Genomic DNA, 19,931 nt, shown 5'->3' on the forward strand with positions numbered 1-19,931 from the left:
TCGGTCACGCGAAACGGGTACGGTCACTCTAGGGACCTTTGCTCGTGGTTGTCGGCTCTGCTCTTCGTTCGAAATCAGGTTTGGATAGACAGCCGAATCGCCGGATCCGCAAAATCAGGGGTCGCGGCATACGCTCGAAGAAGGCAGCTCGCCGGCAACCGGGGACAGACGGTTGCACGCGGACAAGGAAGTAGGGACCCAGGAGATGGCGCGCATCGGTGATGGCGGCGATCTGTTGAAGTGCTCGTTCTGCGGAAAGAGCCAGAAGCAGGTCAAGAAGCTCATTGCGGGACCGGGGGTGTACATCTGCGACGAGTGCATCGACCTGTGCAACGAGATCATCGAGGAAGAGCTCGCCGAATCCAGCGAGGTCAAGCTCGACGAACTCCCCAAGCCCGCGGAAATCCGGGACTTCCTGGAGCAGTACGTGATCGGGCAGGATTCCGCGAAGCGGACGCTCGCGGTGGCGGTCTACAACCACTACAAGCGCATTCAGGCGGGCGACAAGGGCCGCGACTCCCGGGGTGAACCGGTCGAGTTGGCCAAGTCCAACATCCTGATGCTCGGCCCCACCGGTTGTGGCAAGACCTACCTGGCGCAGACGCTGGCGAAGATGCTGAACGTGCCGTTCGCCATCGCCGACGCCACGGCGCTGACCGAGGCCGGCTACGTCGGTGAGGATGTCGAGAACATCCTGCTCAAGCTGATCCAGGCCGCCGACTACGACGTCAAGCGCGCCGAGACGGGCATCATCTACATCGACGAGGTCGACAAGATCGCCCGCAAGTCGGAGAACCCGTCCATCACCCGTGACGTCTCCGGTGAGGGCGTGCAGCAGGCGCTGCTGAAGATCCTGGAAGGCACCCAGGCCTCGGTGCCGCCGCAGGGCGGCCGCAAGCACCCGCACCAGGAATTCATCCAGATCGATACCACGAACGTGCTGTTCATCGTGGCGGGCGCCTTCGCCGGCCTGGAGCGCATCGTGCAGGACCGGGTCGGCAAGCGCGGCATCGGTTTCGGCGCGGAGGTCCGGTCCAAGGCCGAGATCGACACCGCCGACCACTTCGCCGAGGTCATGCCCGAGGACCTGATCAAGTTCGGTCTGATCCCCGAGTTCATCGGCCGTCTGCCCGTCGTCGCCTCGGTCACCAACCTGGACAAGGAATCCCTGGTCCGGATTCTGGCCGAGCCGAAGAACGCGCTGGTGAAGCAGTACGTGCGCCTGTTCGAGATGGACGGCGTGGATCTGGAGTTCACCCAGGACGCCCTGGAAGCCGTTGCGGATCAGGCGATCCTGCGCGGCACCGGCGCCCGCGGTCTGCGCGCCATCATGGAGGAAGTGCTCCTCCCGGTCATGTACGACATCCCCAGCCGGGATGACGTGGCCAAGGTGGTCGTCAATGCCGACACGGTGAACGACAATGTGCTGCCGACCATCGTGCCGCGCAAGCGCTCCGCGCCCGAGCGCCGCGAGAAGTCGGCGTAACAGAACAACTCTCGGGCTCTCAGGGGCTTCCCCTGAAACCCCTGCTACGAGCGAAACCGGCTCCGCGAGAATTCCTCTCGCGGAGCCGGTTTTCTTGTTGTCCAAGCCCTCGGCATGGGAGGGTCGAGGTGATGTTGGTGGTCCGGCGGCTGCTCGCGGCGGGCAAGATCGCTCGCGAGCGTGCCGACCGGGCGGTCGAAGCGTTGGAGCGTCTCGCGAATGCCCGGGGAATTCGCTGTCAGGTCCAGGTCGTCGATTCGGTGTAGTTGTCCACGCGCCCTCCCCTGCGCCGATGGAGTCGGTGACGGTCGGTGGGAGCCGATCGCGCCCGCTGCGAGAATCGCCGTTGATCCTCCGTGGTTCGCCGTTGAACCTTTACTCCGCTACTCAGAAAATCGGTGTGTTCGGGTCACCTGTTACGACGGCGCGACCGCGGAGAACTCATCGCTGGGACGTGCTGCCGCGGCCGGGAAATTTGAACGTGAAGGGGGCCGGTTCCGGCACCGGGAAACGCTCGCGCGGGGCGACCAGCAGAACGGCCAGGGCGAGCGCCGGGAGCAGCAGGGCGGCGAAGAGCGACAGGCCGTAGCTGAGGCCGCTGAGCGCGTCCGGCCGGTGGAAGGCGTGGTAGAGGAAATGGGGGAGGCCGAAGACCAGCCAGCCCAGTCCCGAGACCCGGGCGATGACGCTGTCGCGGTAGTAGAGCGCGGCCGCGGAGATGGCGCCCAGCGCGAGGAAGAAGGCCCCGACGTCGGCGGCCAGGTGATGGTTGTAGGGCCCGTCGGCGCGCACCCAGTGCAGCCCGAATCCGGGATAGCTGTCGTAGAACGATTCCGGGGCGATCACCGCCCACAGTCCGGTGACCAGGCCGGTCGCGGTGAGCACCCCCAGCATGATGAGCAGGGCGATCCAGCGCCGCCGGTTGATCTCCAGCCGCATGCTGATCCGCACCCCGTCACCGGTGCCACGCAACGAGATCCGCACAGGCCCTCCCACCCTCGCCGAATCACTGTGCTGTCACCGTAATTCGGGCGGGGGTGAGGGGCAAGCCTGTGGCTAGATCTGCTCCATCTTCAGGTCGTCCTGACCCCAGTAGGCGCGCATCTTGATGATCTTGCCTTCGTCGTTCAGCTCCATCACGTCGATGGGCGCGAGGGTCATGCGGTGCCCGTTGGTCACGGTGACCAGGGTGAAGTGGGCGGCGACGTGGTTGCCGGCCACCTTGACGGTGTGCAGCTCGGTCTCGCGCTCGAGGTTCTCCAGCGCCTTGTACAGCTCGCCGATGGCCTCGTGGCCACGACGCTCGGGGCTGCCGATCGGGTCCTCGATCACGGCGTCCTCGGCGTACAGGTCGAGGATCGCCGAGGTCGGGCCGGTCGCGACCAGCTTCACGTACTGCTCCACGACATCCCGGGGCTGCGCTGCCATAGGGGTTCTCCCATCAGAATTGAAACGTGTTCTATTGCGGAGACTAGCAGCCGGAGCGGCGGAAAGGACCCCGCTGCCTCACCCTGTGGAACACCATGGGCATCACAGTGCGATGCGGTCCTCGCCGGTGTAGACGTTCATGGTTTCACCGCGCAGGAAACCGACCAGGGTCAGGCCGGAATCGGCGGCCAGATCCACCGCCAGCGAGCTGGGGGCCGACACCGCGCCCAGCGCCGGAATGCCCGCCATGACGGCCTTCTGGACCAGCTCGAAGGAGGCCCGTCCGCTCACCATGAGGATGAGATCGTTTGCGGGGAGCCGATTCTCGCGCAGGGCCCAGCCGACCAGCTTGTCCACGGCATTGTGCCGGCCGATGTCCTCGCGCACCGCCACGGCCTCGCCGTCCGCGGTGAAAAGACCCGCGCCGTGCAGGCCGCCGGTGGCGTCGAAAACCTGCTGGCGGGAACGGAGTTCGTCCGGGAGCTTGGCGAGGGTGTGCACATCGATGCGCGGTGCGCCCGCCGGGATCTCGTAGCGGATGCGGGTCCGGACCTCGTCCAGGGCCGTCTTCCCGCACAGGCCGCACGAGCTGTTGGTCAGGAACGGCCTGGGCTGGATCGGAACCGGATTCCGCAACTGGATGTCGAGGACGTTGTAGGTGTTCTGCCCGTTCTCGTCGGTGCCCGCGCAGTAGCGGGCGCTGACGATGTCCTCGGCCGTGTCGATGACGCCCTCGGCGTAGAGGAAGCCGTGCACCAGATCGATGTCCGCGCCCGGGGTCCGCATGGTGACCGTCAGCGACTGCCCGCCGGTGCGGATCTCCAGCGGCTCCTCGACGGCCAGGGTGTCCGGCCGGGTGATGGTGCCGTTCGGGGAGATGCGCAGCGTGCGGCGACGTGCGGTGACTCGGCTCATGCGGGGCCCCGGTTCATGCGGTGACGTGGGTGTGCGGTTCGAAACGGATGGTGACCGCCTTGGAGACGGGCGTGTTGGAGCGTTTCGCGACGTGGTCCAGGGGGATCAAGGGGTTGGTCTCCGGATAGTAGGCGGCGGCATTGCCGCGCGGGGTCGGGTAGCCGACCAGGCGGAACCCGGCGACGCTGCGCTCGGTGCCGTCCTGGAACTCGGAGACGACGTCCACCAGGTCGCCCTCGGTGAATCCGAGCGCGGTGATGTCGGCGGGGTTGACCAGCACCACCCGGCGGCCGTTCTGGATGCCGCGGTAGCGGTCGTCGAGGCCGTAGATGGTGGTGTTGTACTGGTCGTGGCTGCGCAGGGTCTGCAGGATGAGGCGGTCCGCGGGGACGGGCAGCCAGTGCAGATCGTTGACCGCGAAATTGGCCTTGCCGGTGGCGGTGCGGAACTCGCGGGCGTCGCGCGGCGGGTGCGGGAGCTGGAATCCGTTGCGGCCGCGCACCTTCGCGTTGTAGTCGGCGCAGCCGGGCACGACCTGCGCGATGGCGTCGCGGATCCGGTCGTAGTCGCGGCGGAACACGCCCCACGGGACCTCGTGCTCGGGTCCGAACAACTCTTGGGCGAGCTCGCACACGATGGCGACCTCACTGCGCAGCTGATCGCCGACCGGGGTCAGGCGACCGGTCGACAGGTGCACCATGGACATGGAGTCCTCGACCGAAACCTGTTGGCGCACACCGTCCTGGACGTCCGCGTCGGTGCGGCCCAGCGTCGGCAGGATCAGCGCGGTGCGTCCGTGCACGACGTGGCTGCGGTTGAGCTTCGTCGAAACCTGCACGGTGAGAGCGCACGTGCGCAGCGCGGCCTCGGTGACCTCGGTGTCGGGGGTGGCGGAGACGAAGTTGCCGCCCATGCCGAAGAACACCTTGCCGCGGCCGTCGCGCATGGCGCGGATGGCGTTCACGGTGTCGAAGCCGTGGGTGCGGGGGCTGGTGATGCCGAATTCGCGGTCCAGGGCGGCCAGGAACGGCTCGGGCATCTTCTCCCAGATACCCATCGTGCGGTCGCCCTGCACGTTGGAGTGGCCGCGCACCGGGCAGACGCCCGCGCCGGGCTTGCCGATCATGCCGCGCAGCAGCAGCAGATTGGTGGCCTCCTCGATGGTGGCGACGCCGTGCACCTGCTGGGTCAGGCCCATGGCCCAGCAGATGATGGTCGACTTCGACTCGGCGAGCAGTCGCGCGGTGCGGTCGAGGTCTTCGCGCGTGAGCCCGGTGGCTTCGACGACCGTGTCGAGATCGACGGCGCGCATGTGCTTCTCGTAGTCGGCGAAGCCCGCGGTGTGCGCGTCCACGAAGGCACGGTCCACCACGGTGCCGGGTGCGCGGTCCTCGGCGTCGAACAGCAGCTTGGCCAGGCCCTGGAACAGGGCCATATCGCCGCCCAGGCGGATCTGCAGGAAGTCGTCGGCGATGCTGATGCCGCCGGTGAAGCCCTTGACGGTCTGCGGGTCCTTGAAGCCGATGAGTCCGGTCTCGGGCAGCGGGTTGACCGCGATCACGGTCGCGCCGTGCGCCTTCGCCTCACCCAGCGCCGACAGCATGCGGGGGTGGTTGGTGCCGGGGTTCTGCCCGGCCACGATGATCAGGTCGGCCTGGGTGAAGTCGTCGATGGTGACCGATCCCTTGCCGATGCCGATCGAGCTGACCAGGGCGGTGCCCGAGGACTCGTGGCACATGTTCGAGCAGTCGGGCAGATTGTTGGTGCCGTAGGCGCGGACCAGCAGCTGGTAGAGGAAGGCGGTCTCGTTGGCGGTGCGGCCGGAGGTGTAGAAGACGGCCTCGTCGGGGGAGTCCAGGCCGCGCAGGGCGTCGGCGATCAGGCGGTAGGCGTCGTCCCAGGCGATGGGGGAGTAGTGGGTGTCGCCCTCGCGCAGCACCATCGGATGGGTGAGGCGGCCCTGCTGGCCGAGCCAGTAGCCGGACTTGGCGGCCAGGTCGTCGAGGGAGTGCGCGGCGAAGAACTCGGGGGTGACGGTGCGCAGGGTCGCCTCCTCGGCGACGGCCTTCGCGCCGTTCTCGCAGAACTCGGCGGGGCGACGCCGACCGGTCGGTTCCGGCCAGGCGCATCCCGGACAGTCGAAGCCATGGCGCTGATTCACCCGGGCCAGCGTGCGCGCGGTGCGCACCACGCCCATCTCCTCGACCGCGCGCTCCAGGGCGACGGTGACCGCCTTGACGCCCGCGGCCTCGGTCTTCGGAGCGGTGACCTGGAGCGCGGACTCGTCGATATCGCTCACAGGCGCGGCTCGATGCATGGTGACGATTGTCCTCTCGGCGCGATGGAGCGTCCCAGTCGGTCATCGCCATCGTAGGGCGCGGCACCCGAGACCCAGCGGACCGGTCGGTCCCGAGTGTGAACGGGCGTGATCACCACAGCGATAGACAGGGCGGCGGGGGCGCGGTTGGCCTTACCATCGAACAAGCGAGGTCACGCCGAATGAATACTTCACTGAATTCCACTCGGCGTGCTGGTGGGGACCGGCACGCGAAACTGGCCCGCGCGGTGAGATTTTCACCCCGGACCTTACACCTTGTTCTCCTGCTCGCAGCGCTGCTAGCGCTCGGGCTCCCGGCCGGAATCGGTTGGGCCAAACCGGGAATCAGCGCCCCGGCGCCGATCACCACCACCGTCCCGCAGCCCGCACCCCAGGGCGGCCCGCCGGTGAAAGTCGCACCTACCACGACGAATCCACCGAGATGCGCCGTCGCCGAGAACTGCGGCGGCGACAGCAAGAAGCAGCAGTGCGGCCACAGCTGTGACGACACAGGCACCCGCGACGGCTGCGGCACCGACTGCAACAAGCCCGTGTACTGCGATGACGGCACCCTGAAACCCGCGTCCGGCGTGTGCCCGTCGAAGCAAGCCACGTACTGCTGGGACGGTTCGGTGCAGCCGCCGAGTGGCGAGTGCCCTAAACACCCGACCTGCCCGGATGGTTCACAGAAACCCGCGACCGGAGAATGCCCGACCCGGTGCCCGGACGGATCCTGGAAGCCGGCCGGTGGGTCGTGTCCGACACCCGAGAAATGTTCGGACGGCACCACCAAACCCGCCGGAAGCACCTGTCCGCCACCGGTGACCTGCAAGGACGGTTCGACCAAACCCCCGAATCGTGACTGCCCCACCACGAATCCGCCGATCACGTGCGCGGACGGATCGGTCAAACCGGCGAACGGCGACTGCCCAGCCACCCAGCCGCCGAGATGTCCCGACGGTTCGGTCAAGCCCCCGAACGGTCAATGCGCCACCGGTGGCGTCAATCCGCCACCCATCACCTCGGTGACGACCGCGGCGCCGCCACCGCCGCCCACGACAACCACCACACCGCCCCCGACGACCGACACCACACCGCCGACCACCGAGACCAAGCCGCCAGTCGCTCCGCAGGTTTCCGGATTGCGGATCGATCCGCCCGCGGTCCCGCCCGGCGCGCCCGTGCTGGCCAGTGGCAGCGGGTGTGATCCCGGTGCGGCGGTGCGGCTTTCGATCGGCGGGGCCGCCGCGGCCGACACCACCGCCGGCGCCGACGGCGGGTTCCAGGCCACCCTCACCACCGGCGGGACCGAGATCGGTCAGCACGAGGTGACCGCGGAGTGCGGCCGGAAACTGGCCGCGCCCCTGGACATCGTGCTGGTCAGTCAGGTCGGCGGCGGCGCGGCGACCATGACGGTGCTGGTGTTCTTCCTGCTCATCGGCGGCTGGTTCTACGGCCACCGGATGATCTCCCATCTCCCGGCACGGAGGCCCCGATGAACGAACGCACCGCACCGCCGCTCACCGCGCGCGGTGCCCGAAGCACGCGGGGACCGGGCCGGGCGGTGTACGCCTGTCTGGCCGCGGTCGTATTCGCGGTCGCCGCACTACCGTTCGCGGCCCCGCCCGCGAGCGCCGCGGGCGGGGTCAGCGCGACCGCCACGCTGGACGGGCGGGCCATCGGCGGCGTGGACGCCGGGAATCCGGTGCGCCTGGATCCCAAGAAGGTGTCGCTGGTCGTCGTCGAGGTGACCAACAAGTCGTCCGGTTCGGTATCGATCCGGCGGGTCGACCTCGCCGGGCACGTGCTGGGGCTGAACTTCTACTCCTATTCCACGACAGTCGAATTGACGGTGGGGGCGGGCAAGACCGAGAAGCTCACCTACCGGCTGGATCCGGCCGGACTGGACGGGCAGGCGACCGGGCTGATCGGCTCCGACCTGACTCTCATCGGCCAGGACGGAAAGCCGTTGGCCGCCGTCCACACCGTCGTCGACGTGCGCGGGTCGCTGGCCTCGGTGTACGGACTGTTCGGGATCATCATCGCCGTCCTGACCGGACTCGCCATCGCCGACGCGGCCTTGACCGTTGCGCGCCACCGGCTCTCGGCTAACCGCTGGCAGCGCGGGCTGCGGCTGCTCGCACCCGGCCTCGGCATCGGACTGATGATCGGGTTCACCGGGTCGGTGGCCCGGTGGTGGGTGCCGGGCGCCGTGCTGTGGCTGTCACTGGCCGGGGCGCTGGCGGCCGTGTTCTTCCTCGCCGGGTACTTCTCGCCCACACCGCGGCAATCCGACGACCTCGGGCTCGATCCCGAAGATCTCGCCGCCGCACAGGAACTCGATGCCCGCGGCTTCCCCGCCGGGTCCGGGTCGTCTCTCGGTATCGGTGCGCCCGTCGGGATCGGCGCGCCGCGCGGGATGGGTGTGCCGTTCGGCGGCGGGCAGCACGGCGTGGGCGCACCCCAGGCGAGTGGCGCGCCGATGCCGTTCCCGGGCCCGCCCGAACCGGAGCACCAGGCCGCGCCGGTGGGCCCGAATCCGCCGTACGGCGGCACCTTCCGCGACCTGCGTCCGGTCGGGCCGGGCGGCACCTATCCCGACCTGGACATCCGGAACCAGCCGTCCGGTGCGGCAACGGAATTCGTGCCCTACGGGCCCGCCGGGTCCGGCCCGGCGGCGCAGCCCGGACCGGGTGCGCCGCACGGGCCGATGCGGGTCTTCCCGGGCGGTCCCGCCCCGGCGCCCACGCCCGATCCCGCCGCGTTCCAGAGCGGTGAGACGACCCGCATCTCGAAGTCCGGATTCGGCGGCGCGTACCCGGGCGGCGGGCCGCTGGCCTCCGCCATGCTGCCCGACACCGGCGAAAACGCCACTACCACGGTGCATTCCCCGCAGTCGGGTGGGCGGCCGGAGGTCGGCGCGGAGACGCTGCTGCCCTCGGGCGGGCCGCCCCCCGTCAGCAAGCCCGGTGGCGGGACCACCCCGGCCGGAACCGGTGAGCAGACCGCCGGGTATCCGGCCGGTGTGCAACGACCCGGCACGTCCGATCCGGACGACGAGCCGACGCTACGCGGTGACCCCGGCGGGACCGGATTCCGGTCGGAGGGTGCGGGGAGATGAGCGCGGGGAATCTCAGCGACGCCGATGTGGCGCGCGTGCGGGCCGCGCTGCCCGGGTACGAGATCGGCGGGCAGATCGGGCGCGGCGGGTGCGGGGTGGTGCTGGCCGGGGTGCATCGGGGACTGCACCGGCGGGTCGCCATCAAACAGATCCCGCCGCATTTCGCCGACGACATGCAGGTGCGAAGGCGCTTCGTCGACGAGGCGCGGATGATGGCGGCGCTCGACCACCCGCACGTGGTGCCGGTCTACGACTACATCGAACACGACGACCTGTGCCTGCTGGTCCTCGAATACCTGCCCGGCGGGACCGTCGAGAACCGTTTCATCACCGCGGGATTCGAGGCCACCGCCGCGGTCGCGGTCGCGCTGTCCTGCGCGGCCGGACTCGACGCCGCGCACCGCAGCGGCATCCTGCACCGCGACGTCAAACCCTCCAACCTGATGTTCGCCGCCAATGGGGCGCTCAAGCTCACCGACTTCGGCATCGCCAAGATCGTCGGCGGCGAGGACACCCTGGTCACCAAGGCGGGCGAGATCATCGGCACCCCCTCCTACATCGCCCCCGAACAGGTCCGCGGCCAAGGGCTCTCGCCGGCCACCGACGTCTACGCCCTGGCCACCATGCTCTACCAGCTCCTCTCCGGCGTCCTGCCCTTCCCGACCGGATCCGACGCGCTGGCCCTGCTCTTCGCCCACGCCTACTCCGACCCCGTCCCCCTCACCGAGGTCGCCCCCTTCGTCCCCCACCCCATCGCCGAAGCCGTCATGCGCGGCCTCGCCTCCGACCCGGCCGAGCGCTACGACACCGCCGAGACCTTCGGCATCGCCATCGCCGAGACCGCCGCCCACCTGTGGGGCACGAATTGGCTGACCCCCGTGGGCATCCCGGTCATCGGCGCGGACACCATCATCGCGGCGGCGACTGGCGGACCCCGCGGACCGGCCGGCCCGCACACCCCGCCTCCGGGGCACGGGCAGCCGGATCCCTTCACCCCGCAACCCGGTTTCGGACGGCAGCCGGGCCCGGGTACACGATCCAGCCCGGGGATGCGTTCCGGTCCGGGGATGCCGCCTGAGCCCGGTCGTCCTGCGGGCCCTGTGACACCACCACCAGGCCCAGGGATGTCCGCGTCCGGTCGGACGACACCGCCGCGAGGTTCGCAGCCCGGGTCTCAGGCGCCGGGCGTGTGGACTCGCGATGCCGGATCCGGTCCGACAACACCTGGGCCGCAAACGATCCGGTCGCAGCAGACGCCCGATATCGCCACCGGCGGCTCGGCGGCATCGGGAGAAACGCGCCGATCGCCGAGCGGCGCGGACGGGGCGTCGACACGATTCGGGCCGACGAGCGCCGCCGAGAACGCTTCCCGTGCGGCGCTTCCCGCCGATCGCGGGTCCGCGCCGACGATGCGGGCCGGGCAGGAACCGGGGATCCCGCCCGGTCGCGGTGGAACGATGCCGCCGATCGACCGGGGAGGCATGCCTTCGGCGAGCCGCGGTGGTTCCGGCGCCGGGGGACCGCGTCCGGGGCAGGGAGGTGGCGGAACGCCCCGCGACCGAGCGGGGATGCCTCCCGGACGTACCGCGGGGACTACTGCTGCCGGCGGGGCCGATGGCTCGGCGGGTGGCTGGACTTCGGCCAGATACGGGAACGTGCGCGACCCGTCGGGTCGCGGGTTCAGGCCGGGGTCGACGGCGCCGCTGGAGCGGATTCGGCCTCGGGAGCCGATCCAGCACGGCGGGGTGCGGCTGGTGGAGGTGGCGCGGGCGGATCTGGTGCCGGTGCAGCAGGTCGTGAACTTGCCGTCGCCTCGGGTTCCGTTCCTGGTGGCGGGGCTGCTGGCGGTGGTGACCGGCGGGGCGGCGGTGCTCGGGATCGGGACGGTGGAGCGGGAGGCACCACCGGTGGGAATGGTGCGGATCGGTGGGGTCGATCCGGCCGTGGAGACCGTGGTGCTGGATTTGTCCGAGCCGGTGCCGATCACGGTGTCGAGCGGGGCGGCCGACGGCGCGAAGCTGTCGGTGAATGTGCTCGGGCTGCGGGCCGGGGGCGCGGAGACGGCGCTGGCCGGTGGGGCCGGGGACGTGGCCGCGCCGGTGAACCGGTACGTGCTGGCGGGACGGTTGACCGGGGAATTGTCCTTGTCCCGCAATGGTTCCGAGACGGCCGCCTATCGATTCGGGGTGCGGACACGGCAGCCCGCGACCACCACGGCGACCGGGGTCGGGCTGGCATTGCTGCTGCTGTTCGCCGCTGCCTATGCCGAATCGAACGCGCGGACGCTGCGACGCGGGAGCGCCCGGTTCGCGTCGACCGTCGGGTTGGCCATCAGTGTGGGACTGCTGGGGGTGGCGGCCGTCGGCGCGGCGTGGGTGCTGCTCGGGTGGGAACCCACCCTGCTCGGTGTGATCGCCTGTGCCGCAGGCGGTGCGGCGACGGGACTGGCGCTCGCGGCCGGGTGCCGGCGGGTCGGGAAACGGTACCGCTACGTGCGGGTGCAGCGACTACGGGAGCGCGCCTGAGGGTCGCGGGCCGACGCGAACGCGGCCGGATGCGGGACGAAGCGCCTCGAGGGTAATGGTGAGCCCGGAGATCGGCGATATAAGCAGGAGCGCGGCGCGATCGGCGGCCGCGCCGGGGAAGGGGTGGGAGCATGGCTGGTCGGCCGGTCATCGAGATCCGCGAATGGGGACGGCCCGCGCGGCGGCGCATGCTGGACGGGCCCATCGTGTTCGGACGCGACGGCAGCCACGAGGTGCTCGCCGACGGCGGGGTGTCCCGGCAGCACCTGCGGCTGGTGCCCACACCGACCGCGCTGTCCGTGGTCGACCTGGGCAGCCGCAACGGCACCACCGTCAACGGGGTGGCATTGACCGGGCGGCGCGAACTGATGACCGGCGACGTGGTGCGGCTGGGACGCTGCGAGATCCTGGTGCTGCACATGCCCACCGCCGAACCCGAAGGCTTCGACGGATCCGAGACCGTGCTCGGGCCCTCCGGTGTGATTCCCCGGCCACCCGGCGCCGAACCCACACCGCCGCCCGGCTGGGTGGCGGTCGCCAACCGGGTCCTCGGCCTCGACCCCACCGGGCAGCGGAACCTGTTCCCCGCCTTCACCGAACTGCCCAGCCGGATCCCGCTGCGGGTCTGGCAGGGCGTGCGCGTACTGAGCATCACCGCGTACCTGGCGTTGATCGTCACGCTGTTCGTGCGGCCCGCGGGCGGGTTGTTCGTGTTCTTCAAGATCGTGGTGCCATTGCTGCCCGGGCTGTTCCTGATCGCACCGGGCCTGTGGCGCAACACCTGTCCGCTCGCGGCCACCAATCAGCTGCCCCGGCTGCTGCGCTTCACCCGCGGGGCGACGGCACCGGCCTGGTTGCAGCAGCGCGGGTATCTGATCGCGGTCGGCCTGTTCTTCGGCATCGCCGGATCCCGGCTGGCAGGACTGGATCGCAGCGGAATCGCCACGGGCATAGTGCTTTCCACCGTGCTGCTGGCCGCATTCACCGGCGGCATCGCGTTCAAGGGCAAGAGCGGGTGGTGCAGCAGCATCTGCCCGCTGTTCCCCTTGCAGCGCGCCTACGGGCAGACGCCGTTCGTGACGATCGCCAACAACCACTGTCAGCCGTGCCTGGGGTGCGCCAAGAACTGCTTCGACTTCAAACCGCGCGCCGCCTACCAGGCCGATATGGCCGACCCGGATCCTGGCTGGAGCGCGCCGCGCAAACTGTTCGCCGCCGCGCTGCCCGGATTCGTCCTCGGATTCATGGTGCTGGCCGGGTATCCGGGTGTCGCTGTGCCGCAACGGTATCTGGCGCTCGGGGCGGCCGTGCTGGTCGCGGTGGGCGTCTACTTCGCGGTCGAGGCGCTGACCGGGGTGAGCGCGGCCGTGCTGTCGGCGGTGTACGCGGCCATCGCGTTGAACGGCTTCTACTGGTTCGCGGGTCCGGTGCTGCTCGGGGCGTTCACCACCGTCACCGGGGTCGGGGGAGTGGCCTGGCTGCGGTGGCCGATCAGCCTGTTCGTGCTGGTGGCGACGCTGCTGTTCCTGGCCCGCACCCGGGTCGGCGAACTCCAGTACGCGCTCACCACCGGCGCGCGCACCGAACCGGTGCTGCTGCCGTTCCCGCGCCCGCGCGAGGCCGAGAAGACCACGGCCCCGGGCGCTTCGGTGGAGTTCGACGGCCGCACCGTGGCCGCCGAAATCGGTGTCAGCCTGCTCGACCTGGCCGAGAAAGCGAACCTGCCGCTGGAGTCGGGCTGTCGCATGGGCGTCTGCGGCGCGGACCCGGTCGCCATTCTCGACGGCGGTGAGAAACTGTGCGCACCGACCGGCGACGAGCAAAACACCCTGCGCCGACTGGGATTCGCCGACAACACCCGCATGGCCTGCTGCGCGCGCGTCAACGAAGGCGGCGTGCGTGTCTCGCTCACCCCGCAACCCGGCCGCGCCCCCGGCGACCGGCCCGCCCACTTCGACCGCTCCCTGGTCAGCCTGGTCGTCATCGGCACCGGCATCGCGGGCGTCACCGCCGCCGACTTCCTGCGCCGCGGCCACCCCGACTGCGAGATCCACCTGGTCGGGCGGGAATCCCACGACTTCTACAACCGCATGGGCATCTCCCGGCTCATCCCCGGCCGCTCCGCCATGCAGGGGCTGTACCTGCAACCCGAGCAGTGGTACGAGGATCACCGGATCACGCCGTGGCTCAATACCCTTGTCACACACCTCGATCCACGTGCCCGGCGAGTTCATCTCGGTACCGGCGATGTGCTGCCCTACGACCGGCTGATCCTCGCCACCGGCGCGTCCGCCGCGCTGCCCGACATCGAGGGCCTGCACCGGCCGGGCAGTTTCGTGCTCCGGGAAGCGGGGGACGCGCTCGATATTCGGGCCTACGCCCAGCAGCGGTCGTGTACCCGTGCCGTGGTCGCGGGCGGCGGCCTGCTCGGACTCGAGGCCGCGTACGCGCTGCATCAGCTGGGTTTACGGGTCACCGTGCTGGAGCGCGGTTCCCGGCTGCTGAGCAAGCAACTCGACGCGCGCGCCTCCGCCATGGTCGCCGACCACCTCACCCGGGCCCGGATCGAAGTCCGATACCGGGCCGAAACAGCCGCTTTGACAGGCAATTCCGGACCTGGAGGACCCGGCGGGCCGGGCGGACCCGGCGGGCCGGGCGGACCCGGCGGGCCGGGCGGGCCGGGTGGTTCCGACCGGCACCGGGCCGACCCGGTGCGCGGCGTCGTGTTGAAGGACGGCACCGTCCTGCCGTGCGAGGTCTTCCTCACCGCCACCGGCATCAAGCCCAACACCGACCTGGCCGTGCGCGCTGGAATCCCATGTCGCCGAGGAATTCTCGTCGACGACCGCATGCGCACGGCGGCGCCCGACGTGTACGCCGCCGGCGACGTCGCCGAACACCGTGACCGCGTCCTCGGCTTGTGGCCCATCGCGGCCGAACAGGCGCAGGCCGCCGCCGTCAACGCGCTCGGCGGACAACGGGTGCTCACCGCGGAGACACCCGCCACCATCCTCAAGGGCGTCGGCCTGGAACTGTTCAGCATCGGCCGGGTCGAACCCGAACGGCACGACGAGGTGATCGTCGTCGACGGGTCGCCGCGGCCCTCCTACCGTCGCCTGATCCTGTCCCAGGGCCGGGTGGTCGGCGCGATCGTCCTCGGCCACCATCCGGGCGATGTGGCCGCCGCCCAACAGGCCGTCCGCGCCCGCCTCGCGATCCCGCCGAACGCCCGCAACGCCCTCCAGCACGGGGACTGGTCAGCGCTGCACTGAGATTCACGCCGTGCGGTAGGTGAGGATGCGCTCGCCGATCCGCAGGCTCCAGCCCGCCTTCAACTCCATCGGCTGCTGACCGACCCGAACCCAGTCCGGCGCACCGGGCGCCGCCACATAGGTGCCGCCCGGCGTGCCCGCGTCCCGCACGAACACCTGCCCCTTCTCGATGAACACGCGCGCGTGCACCCGGGACACGTGACGGTCGCGCGCGATCACGATGGGCGAGGCCACCGCCCGCCGCACCGCCTCGTCGATCATCGGATCGCGCCCGATCACGTACGGGCGATCCAGCGGATAGGTCTCACCCTCCGCGCTCGTGAGCGAGGCGCCCGGGCCCGCCAGCGTGGACGTGGACGGCGGACCGCCCGCCGCCCGCGTCTCGGCGACCTCGGGCTCCGGCACGTAGGCGGCCGTCGGCGGCTGATCCTCCGGATCCGGGCGATCATCGCGCCGCTCATCGGTGCTCGAGGCGGCCGCGGACTGCTTCGACAGGTCGGGACCACCGGCACGCGGAGTCGTCGCCGCATTCCGGGGATACACCGGCGCGGCCTTGGGCATGGAATCCGACGCTGACGGGGAAACCGGCTGCACACGACCGGCTTCCGCACCCGCCGAGGGAGCGGAGGTGAAACCGGTGTGCGACTGCGCGGATGTGGGAGCCCGCCGGGTCACATCGGCATTCGGGCCGGAGGCGGGCCCGTGTGCGTGCGGTGCAGCGGGCCCGGAGGCGTGCTGTGCGGGTGGCGTGGACGGGTGTTCCGGGCGCGGCGCGGGCGCGCGCTGAGTGGCCGGCGTGGATGGGCGCTGACCAGGTGGTGTGGCCGCGTGCTGCGTCGGCGGTGGGGCCCCGTGCTGGGCCGGTGTGTGCCCGGTGGCAGGTGCGGGCGCGCCGACGGGCCCTGACACCGGTGCGGGACCGGACGCCGGGATGGGACCGGACGCAGGTGTGGGACCGGACGCCGGGATGGGACCGGACGTGAGGACTGGTCCGGACGGATGTTGTGTCGCCGGGCCGGATTCGGTCGGGGGCCGATGCTCGGGCGAGCGCGGGTGTGGGGGAGCGAAGTCGGGTGCGGGAGCGTGCGCGGCTTTCGCGGGCGAATCGCCGCCGCGCTGGGACGGGAGTCCGGAGAGGGGCGCGTGCACGACTACGCCGCCGCCGGGCACGACGCCCGCGCGCAGATCGCTGTGCGGGGCTTCGCGGGTCGCGTCGTCGGCGGACAGGGTGAGGCGGCGGACCGGGTCCTGAATGATCTCGTCGGCCCAGGTCATGGCGCGCCGGCCGGAGAGGACGCGGTGGCCTTCGGGTCCGTCGACGGTGGCGGTGACCGAGCCGCGCAGCAGGATCAGGATGCCGCCCGCGGTGGGGGCGACGACACCGAAGGCGGGAGGCTGGGCGGTGCTGCTGGTGAAGACGGTGGCGGCCAGGCGCTGGGCGATGGCCATGCCGGGGTCGGCCGCGTTCGCGGCGGTCTCGGCCGCGCCGAGGATGCGGTCCGTGGACGGGCTCTCGCCGTGCAGGACGATCACCACGCTTCCGAACCGGGCGACCAGTCCGGCCCCGGGTATCACCCCGACCGTCGTCGGAATCCGACCCATGCGCGCCTCCCTCTCCCCGCACCTCTCCCCGCGCTGGGAATATCGCAGCCAAGCATATGGCCGTTCCACACCCGTGGCATATGGCCGTTCCACGCCCGTGCCTATGGCCTGTTCCACAGCCGTGCATGGCCCGTTTCACAGCCGTGCCCATGGCCCGTTCCACCGCCGTTCGCGGCGACACGTGATCGGGCGGATCGCGGCAATGCGGCCCGAAGTCGCAATCCGGGGGCCAGGATCGAGGCATCGTGCCGGGGCAGTCGGCCCCGGCGGCACCCGATGAGGACCGAACCATGACGGGCTCGATCATCAGGACCACCACCGCCTCGGCGGCCACCCTCGCCGCCGTCGCCGCGCTCGCCGCACTGGCCGCTCCCGCCGGGGCCACCGGCACCCGGGTCGGCATCGACCCGGGCATCAGCTTCGGCCCGGCCACCAACTACGGCACCGGTTGCAGCTACGACGTCGACGGGATCGTCGACGACCCGGTCACCCCGGTCGTCTTCTACGACAACAGCATCCCCTTCGCCGTTGCCAACCCCTCCGGCTCCCTGGCCCAGGCCCGCTGGACCCCCACCACGCCCGGACCGCACCGCCTGCAGATCTGGCAGCGCCACCCCGGCTCGCCGGACGTCTTCCCCTACGTCGACATCCAGGTCGGCACCGGACTGCCCACCGGATCGGGCTGCGCCGTCACCGGCTGACCGCCGCCCCGCCCCGCCCCGGCTGGCCGCCGTGTTGTGCCTGGCTGGTCGCCGCGCCATCCCTAGATGGCAGCCGTGCGGTGTCTGACCGACCGCCGTGTGCCGGGCTGGCTGGCGCGGCGTCTCCAGTCGGCGGCCGAATGTATCTGGCTGACCGCCGCGCTGCCTGGTGACCGTCGCGGCCACGACCACGAGCATTTCCCGGAGAACGCCCATACGCGGGGCCGGCACAGACGCGCGGGCGGCGGGTGGGAGCTACAGGAAGGCGGCCAGCGCGGCCGGTTCGGCGGCCTTGCGGTCGGTATCGACCAGGCCGATCCGGGTCCGGCGGTCGAGCAGATCGGATTCGTCCAGCGCGCCCTCATGGCTGACGGCGTAAGCGAATTCGGCCCCGGTGACATCCATGCCGGGGGCGACCTCCGTCGCCAGCGTCGGATGTTGGCGAGCCAGTTCCAGCACCGCGGCCGCCTCGCTGCCGTAGCGCTCGACCAGGCGCGGCGGGGCCTCAATGGCGTCGCGCTCCGCACCGGAGACCGCGCCCACCAGCGGCAGCGCGCGAGTGCGGCACGGCCCGGCGGACAGCCGCGCGTGCCCGACGGCCGCGTCCACGGCGTCCTCGGCCATCTTCCGATAGGTGGTGAGCTTGCCGCCGACCACGGTGATCACGCCGGTGGGGGAGGTCAGCACCGCGTGCTCGCGGGAGATGTCGGCGGTGCTGTCGTCCCCGGTGCGCAGCAGCGGGCGCAGGCCCGCGAAGCTGCCGCGGATATCGCTGCGGCGCAACGGCTCCCGCAGCACGGTGTTGACGGTGTCGAGCAGGAAGTCGATCTCGCCGTCGGTGGCGTGCGGGACGTCCGGCACCGGGCCGGGCGCCTCCTCGTCGGTGAGGCCCAGGTACACCCGGTTGTGCGCGGCCGGGAACGCGAAGATGAAACGGCTGGTGCTGCCCGGGATCGGCACCGTCAGCGAGGCGGTCAGGCCGCCGAACGCGGCCGCGTCGAACACCAGGTGGGTGCCGCGCGAGGGCCGCAGCTCGATGCTCGGATCCACCTGATCGGCCCACACGCCGGTGGCGTTCACCACCGAACGCGCTGTCACGGACAGGGTTTCACCGGTCAGCGTGTCCCGCAGCGTGGCCGAGGTGCCGGTGACGTCGACGGCCTCGACCCGGGTCAGCACCGTCGCGCCCTCCCGCGCCGCGGTGCGGGCGATGGCCACCACCAGTCGCGCGTCGTCCACCAATTGCCCGTCCCAGGCGAGCAATCCGCCGCGCAGCCCGGACCGCCGCACGGTCGGGGCCAGCCGCAGCGCCTCCGCGGCCGCGACCCGCCGCGAGCGCGGCAGCACCGACGCCGGGGTCCCGGCCGTCCGGCGCAGCACGTCCCCGGCCAGAAATCCGGTGCGCACCAGCAGCTTCTGCGCCGCGCCGATACTCGGCAGCAGCGGCACCACCTGCGGCAGCGCCCGGGTCAGGTGCGGGGCGGTGCGGGTCAGCAGGATGTCGCGCTCGACCGCGCTCTCGTGCGCGATCCCGACCCCGCCGCTGGCCAGGTACCGCAGCCCGCCGTGCACCAGTTTGGAGCTCCACCGGCTGGTGCCGAACGCGAAGTCGTGCTTCTCCACCAGGACCGTGCGCAGCCCGCGCGCCGCCGCGTCCAGCGCCACGCCGACGCCGGTGATGCCGCCGCCGATCACCAGCAGGTCGATCGCGGACCCGTCGCCCAGCGCGGTCAGTTCCCGCTGCCGTCGCTCGCGATTGAGCGCGGAATTGGATCGATCCGAATTGCTGGTCATGTCAGGGCCTTTCGATGCGATGCGGTGTCGATGGATAGGGGGTGAGTCCGTGGCGTCGCGCCGCCGGAGGGCCGATCCGTCCGCGGATCCGGCGCCCGTTCCGGACCCCGCCGAGACCGTCCACGTGGACGGAATCGGCGCGCGGGATTCGGTCGCCGGATGCGTTCATCGCGGGCCGGAGTCGCCGGGGGCGGGAGTCAGGTAGCCGTGCAGGGCGTGGGTCAGTTCGGCGTCGAGGTGGTCGCTGTCGAGCACCACGGCGAACGCGGAGGCGGACTGGACCGCGGATTGGGCGATCAGCAGGAGCATGGCGGCGAGGTGCGCGGGGTCGCCGGCGCGAATGGAGTTGTCGGCCTGGCCGTCCCGGATGCCCTCGGCGAACAGGTCGATGAGGGCGCGCTGGTTGCGGCCCAGGCGTTCGAAGACGTAGGTCTGCATGACGTCGGCGTCGGCGCGGAAGATCTTGGCGAACAGCGGGTTCCGCCGGATCATGGAGCCGCCGCCGACGATCGCGCCGACCAGGCGTTCCCGGGCGGTGCCGGTGCTGGGGGCGGTGTCCGCGACGATCTCGCGCAGTTCCCGCACCAGCAGGTCGGCCACCAGGGAACCGGTGTCGGGCCAGCGCCGGTACACGGTGGGCCGGCTGACGCCCGCGCGGCGGGCCACCTCGGTCAGGGTGGTGCGCCGGACGCCGAATTCGGCCACGCAGGCGCGCGCCGCGTCCAGGATCGCCCGGTCGACGGCGGAAGATGGTTCGGTAGAGCTCATGG

General features: G+C 71.0%; 15 protein-coding genes. 7 read left to right on the forward strand and 8 right to left on the reverse strand.

Going from position 1 to position 19,931, the window contains the following annotated elements:
* Positions 1-205: 205 nt before the first annotated feature.
* Both clpX and ACFRAQ_RS18835 read left to right on the forward strand, forming a co-directional pair.
* Positions 206-1,486, forward strand: a complete 1,281-nt coding sequence (gene clpX / locus ACFRAQ_RS18830) for an ATP-dependent Clp protease ATP-binding subunit ClpX (RefSeq protein WP_357090239.1) — start codon at positions 206-208, stop codon at positions 1,484-1,486.
* 128 nt (positions 1,487-1,614) lie between these two features.
* Positions 1,615-1,752: a hypothetical protein gene (locus tag ACFRAQ_RS18835; protein WP_379101194.1), complete on the forward strand. Its 138-nt coding sequence runs from the start codon at positions 1,615-1,617 to the stop codon at positions 1,750-1,752.
* A 175-nt stretch (positions 1,753-1,927) separates the two neighbouring features.
* Here ACFRAQ_RS18835 and ACFRAQ_RS18840 read toward each other — a convergent pair whose 3' ends face one another.
* The 5 genes from ACFRAQ_RS18840 to ACFRAQ_RS18860 all read right to left on the reverse strand — a co-directional run bounded on the left by ACFRAQ_RS18840 (position 1,928) and on the right by ACFRAQ_RS18860 (position 7,260).
* On the reverse strand, positions 1,928-2,470 hold the full coding sequence (locus ACFRAQ_RS18840; protein ID WP_379101196.1) for a hypothetical protein: 543 nt from the start codon (positions 2,468-2,470) through the stop codon (positions 1,928-1,930).
* Positions 2,471-2,542: 72 nt separating this feature from the next.
* Positions 2,543-2,914, reverse strand: a complete 372-nt coding sequence (locus ACFRAQ_RS18845; protein ID WP_379101198.1) for a nuclear transport factor 2 family protein — start codon at positions 2,912-2,914, stop codon at positions 2,543-2,545.
* Positions 2,915-3,016: 102 nt separating this feature from the next.
* Positions 3,017-3,829, reverse strand: a complete 813-nt coding sequence (gene fdhD, locus ACFRAQ_RS18850; protein ID WP_379101200.1) for a formate dehydrogenase accessory sulfurtransferase FdhD — start codon at positions 3,827-3,829, stop codon at positions 3,017-3,019.
* 13 nt (positions 3,830-3,842) lie between these two features.
* Positions 3,843-6,146, reverse strand: coding sequence for an FdhF/YdeP family oxidoreductase (locus tag ACFRAQ_RS18855; RefSeq protein WP_379101202.1), 2,304 nt, complete (start codon positions 6,144-6,146; stop codon positions 3,843-3,845).
* Between the two features lie 982 nt (positions 6,147-7,128).
* Positions 7,129-7,260 carry a hypothetical protein gene (locus tag ACFRAQ_RS18860; RefSeq protein WP_379101204.1) on the reverse strand — a complete coding sequence of 44 codons (132 nt, stop codon included), beginning with the start codon at positions 7,258-7,260 and terminating at the stop codon, positions 7,129-7,131.
* Between the two features lie 28 nt (positions 7,261-7,288).
* Between ACFRAQ_RS18860 and ACFRAQ_RS18865 the strand changes: the two genes are divergently transcribed.
* From ACFRAQ_RS18865 to ACFRAQ_RS18880, 4 genes are all read left to right on the forward strand, one after another.
* Positions 7,289-7,645, forward strand: a complete 357-nt coding sequence (locus ACFRAQ_RS18865; RefSeq protein ID WP_379101206.1) for a hypothetical protein — start codon at positions 7,289-7,291, stop codon at positions 7,643-7,645.
* The gene (locus ACFRAQ_RS18870; protein ID WP_379101208.1) at positions 7,642-9,267 is read left to right on the forward strand and encodes a hypothetical protein; all 1,626 of its coding nucleotides are present in this window, start codon (positions 7,642-7,644) and stop codon (positions 9,265-9,267) included. Before ACFRAQ_RS18865 ends, ACFRAQ_RS18870 begins: the two co-directional genes overlap by 4 nt.
* The gene (locus ACFRAQ_RS18875) at positions 9,264-11,792 is read left to right on the forward strand and encodes a protein kinase (RefSeq protein WP_379101210.1); all 2,529 of its coding nucleotides are present in this window, start codon (positions 9,264-9,266) and stop codon (positions 11,790-11,792) included. The genes ACFRAQ_RS18870 and ACFRAQ_RS18875 overlap by 4 nt, the downstream gene beginning before the upstream one ends.
* A gap of 131 nt (positions 11,793-11,923) precedes the next feature.
* Positions 11,924-15,064 carry an FAD-dependent oxidoreductase gene (locus tag ACFRAQ_RS18880; RefSeq protein WP_379101212.1) on the forward strand — a complete coding sequence of 1,047 codons (3,141 nt, stop codon included), beginning with the start codon at positions 11,924-11,926 and terminating at the stop codon, positions 15,062-15,064.
* A gap of 3 nt (positions 15,065-15,067) precedes the next feature.
* Here ACFRAQ_RS18880 and ACFRAQ_RS18885 read toward each other — a convergent pair whose 3' ends face one another.
* Positions 15,068-16,666, reverse strand: a complete 1,599-nt coding sequence (locus tag ACFRAQ_RS18885; protein WP_379101214.1) for an FHA domain-containing protein — start codon at positions 16,664-16,666, stop codon at positions 15,068-15,070.
* Between the two features lie 290 nt (positions 16,667-16,956).
* On the opposite strand from ACFRAQ_RS18885, the gene ACFRAQ_RS18890 reads away from it, so the two are divergent.
* A complete protein-coding gene (locus ACFRAQ_RS18890) occupies positions 16,957-17,367 on the forward strand; it encodes a hypothetical protein (RefSeq protein WP_379101216.1) in 411 nt (136 codons plus the stop codon).
* Between the two features lie 255 nt (positions 17,368-17,622).
* Here ACFRAQ_RS18890 and ACFRAQ_RS18895 read toward each other — a convergent pair whose 3' ends face one another.
* Positions 17,623-19,161: a glycerol-3-phosphate dehydrogenase/oxidase gene (locus ACFRAQ_RS18895; RefSeq protein WP_379101218.1), complete on the reverse strand. Its 1,539-nt coding sequence runs from the start codon at positions 19,159-19,161 to the stop codon at positions 17,623-17,625.
* Positions 19,162-19,326: 165 nt separating this feature from the next.
* The gene (locus ACFRAQ_RS18900) at positions 19,327-19,929 is read right to left on the reverse strand and encodes a TetR/AcrR family transcriptional regulator (protein WP_379101220.1); all 603 of its coding nucleotides are present in this window, start codon (positions 19,927-19,929) and stop codon (positions 19,327-19,329) included.
* Positions 19,930-19,931 lie beyond the last annotated feature (2 nt).

The sequence above is a fragment of the Nocardia sp. NPDC056611 genome (assembly GCF_042792755.1).
In the GTDB taxonomy this organism is placed as follows: Bacteria; Actinomycetota; Actinomycetes; order Mycobacteriales; family Mycobacteriaceae; genus Nocardia.

What these genes read in the sequence shown, in the direction of transcription:
- ACFRAQ_RS18855 (WP_379101202.1), bottom strand. Translation starts at nt 6,146, where the DNA reads ATGCATCGAGCCGCGCCTGTGAGCGATATCGACGAGTCCGCGCTCCAG.
- ACFRAQ_RS18895 (WP_379101218.1), bottom strand. Translation starts at nt 19,161, where the DNA reads ATGACCAGCAATTCGGATCGATCCAATTCCGCGCTCAATCGCGAGCGA.
- ACFRAQ_RS18900 (WP_379101220.1), bottom strand. Translation starts at nt 19,929, where the DNA reads ATGAGCTCTACCGAACCATCTTCCGCCGTCGACCGGGCGATCCTGGAC.
- ACFRAQ_RS18880 (WP_379101212.1), top strand. Translation starts at nt 11,924, where the DNA reads ATGGCTGGTCGGCCGGTCATCGAGATCCGCGAATGGGGACGGCCCGCG.
- clpX (WP_357090239.1), top strand. Translation starts at nt 206, where the DNA reads ATGGCGCGCATCGGTGATGGCGGCGATCTGTTGAAGTGCTCGTTCTGC.
- ACFRAQ_RS18875 (WP_379101210.1), top strand. Translation starts at nt 9,264, where the DNA reads ATGAGCGCGGGGAATCTCAGCGACGCCGATGTGGCGCGCGTGCGGGCC.
- ACFRAQ_RS18885 (WP_379101214.1), bottom strand. Translation starts at nt 16,666, where the DNA reads ATGGGTCGGATTCCGACGACGGTCGGGGTGATACCCGGGGCCGGACTG.
- ACFRAQ_RS18845 (WP_379101198.1), bottom strand. Translation starts at nt 2,914, where the DNA reads ATGGCAGCGCAGCCCCGGGATGTCGTGGAGCAGTACGTGAAGCTGGTC.
- ACFRAQ_RS18870 (WP_379101208.1), top strand. Translation starts at nt 7,642, where the DNA reads ATGAACGAACGCACCGCACCGCCGCTCACCGCGCGCGGTGCCCGAAGC.
- ACFRAQ_RS18890 (WP_379101216.1), top strand. Translation starts at nt 16,957, where the DNA reads ATGACGGGCTCGATCATCAGGACCACCACCGCCTCGGCGGCCACCCTC.
- fdhD (WP_379101200.1), bottom strand. Translation starts at nt 3,829, where the DNA reads ATGAGCCGAGTCACCGCACGTCGCCGCACGCTGCGCATCTCCCCGAAC.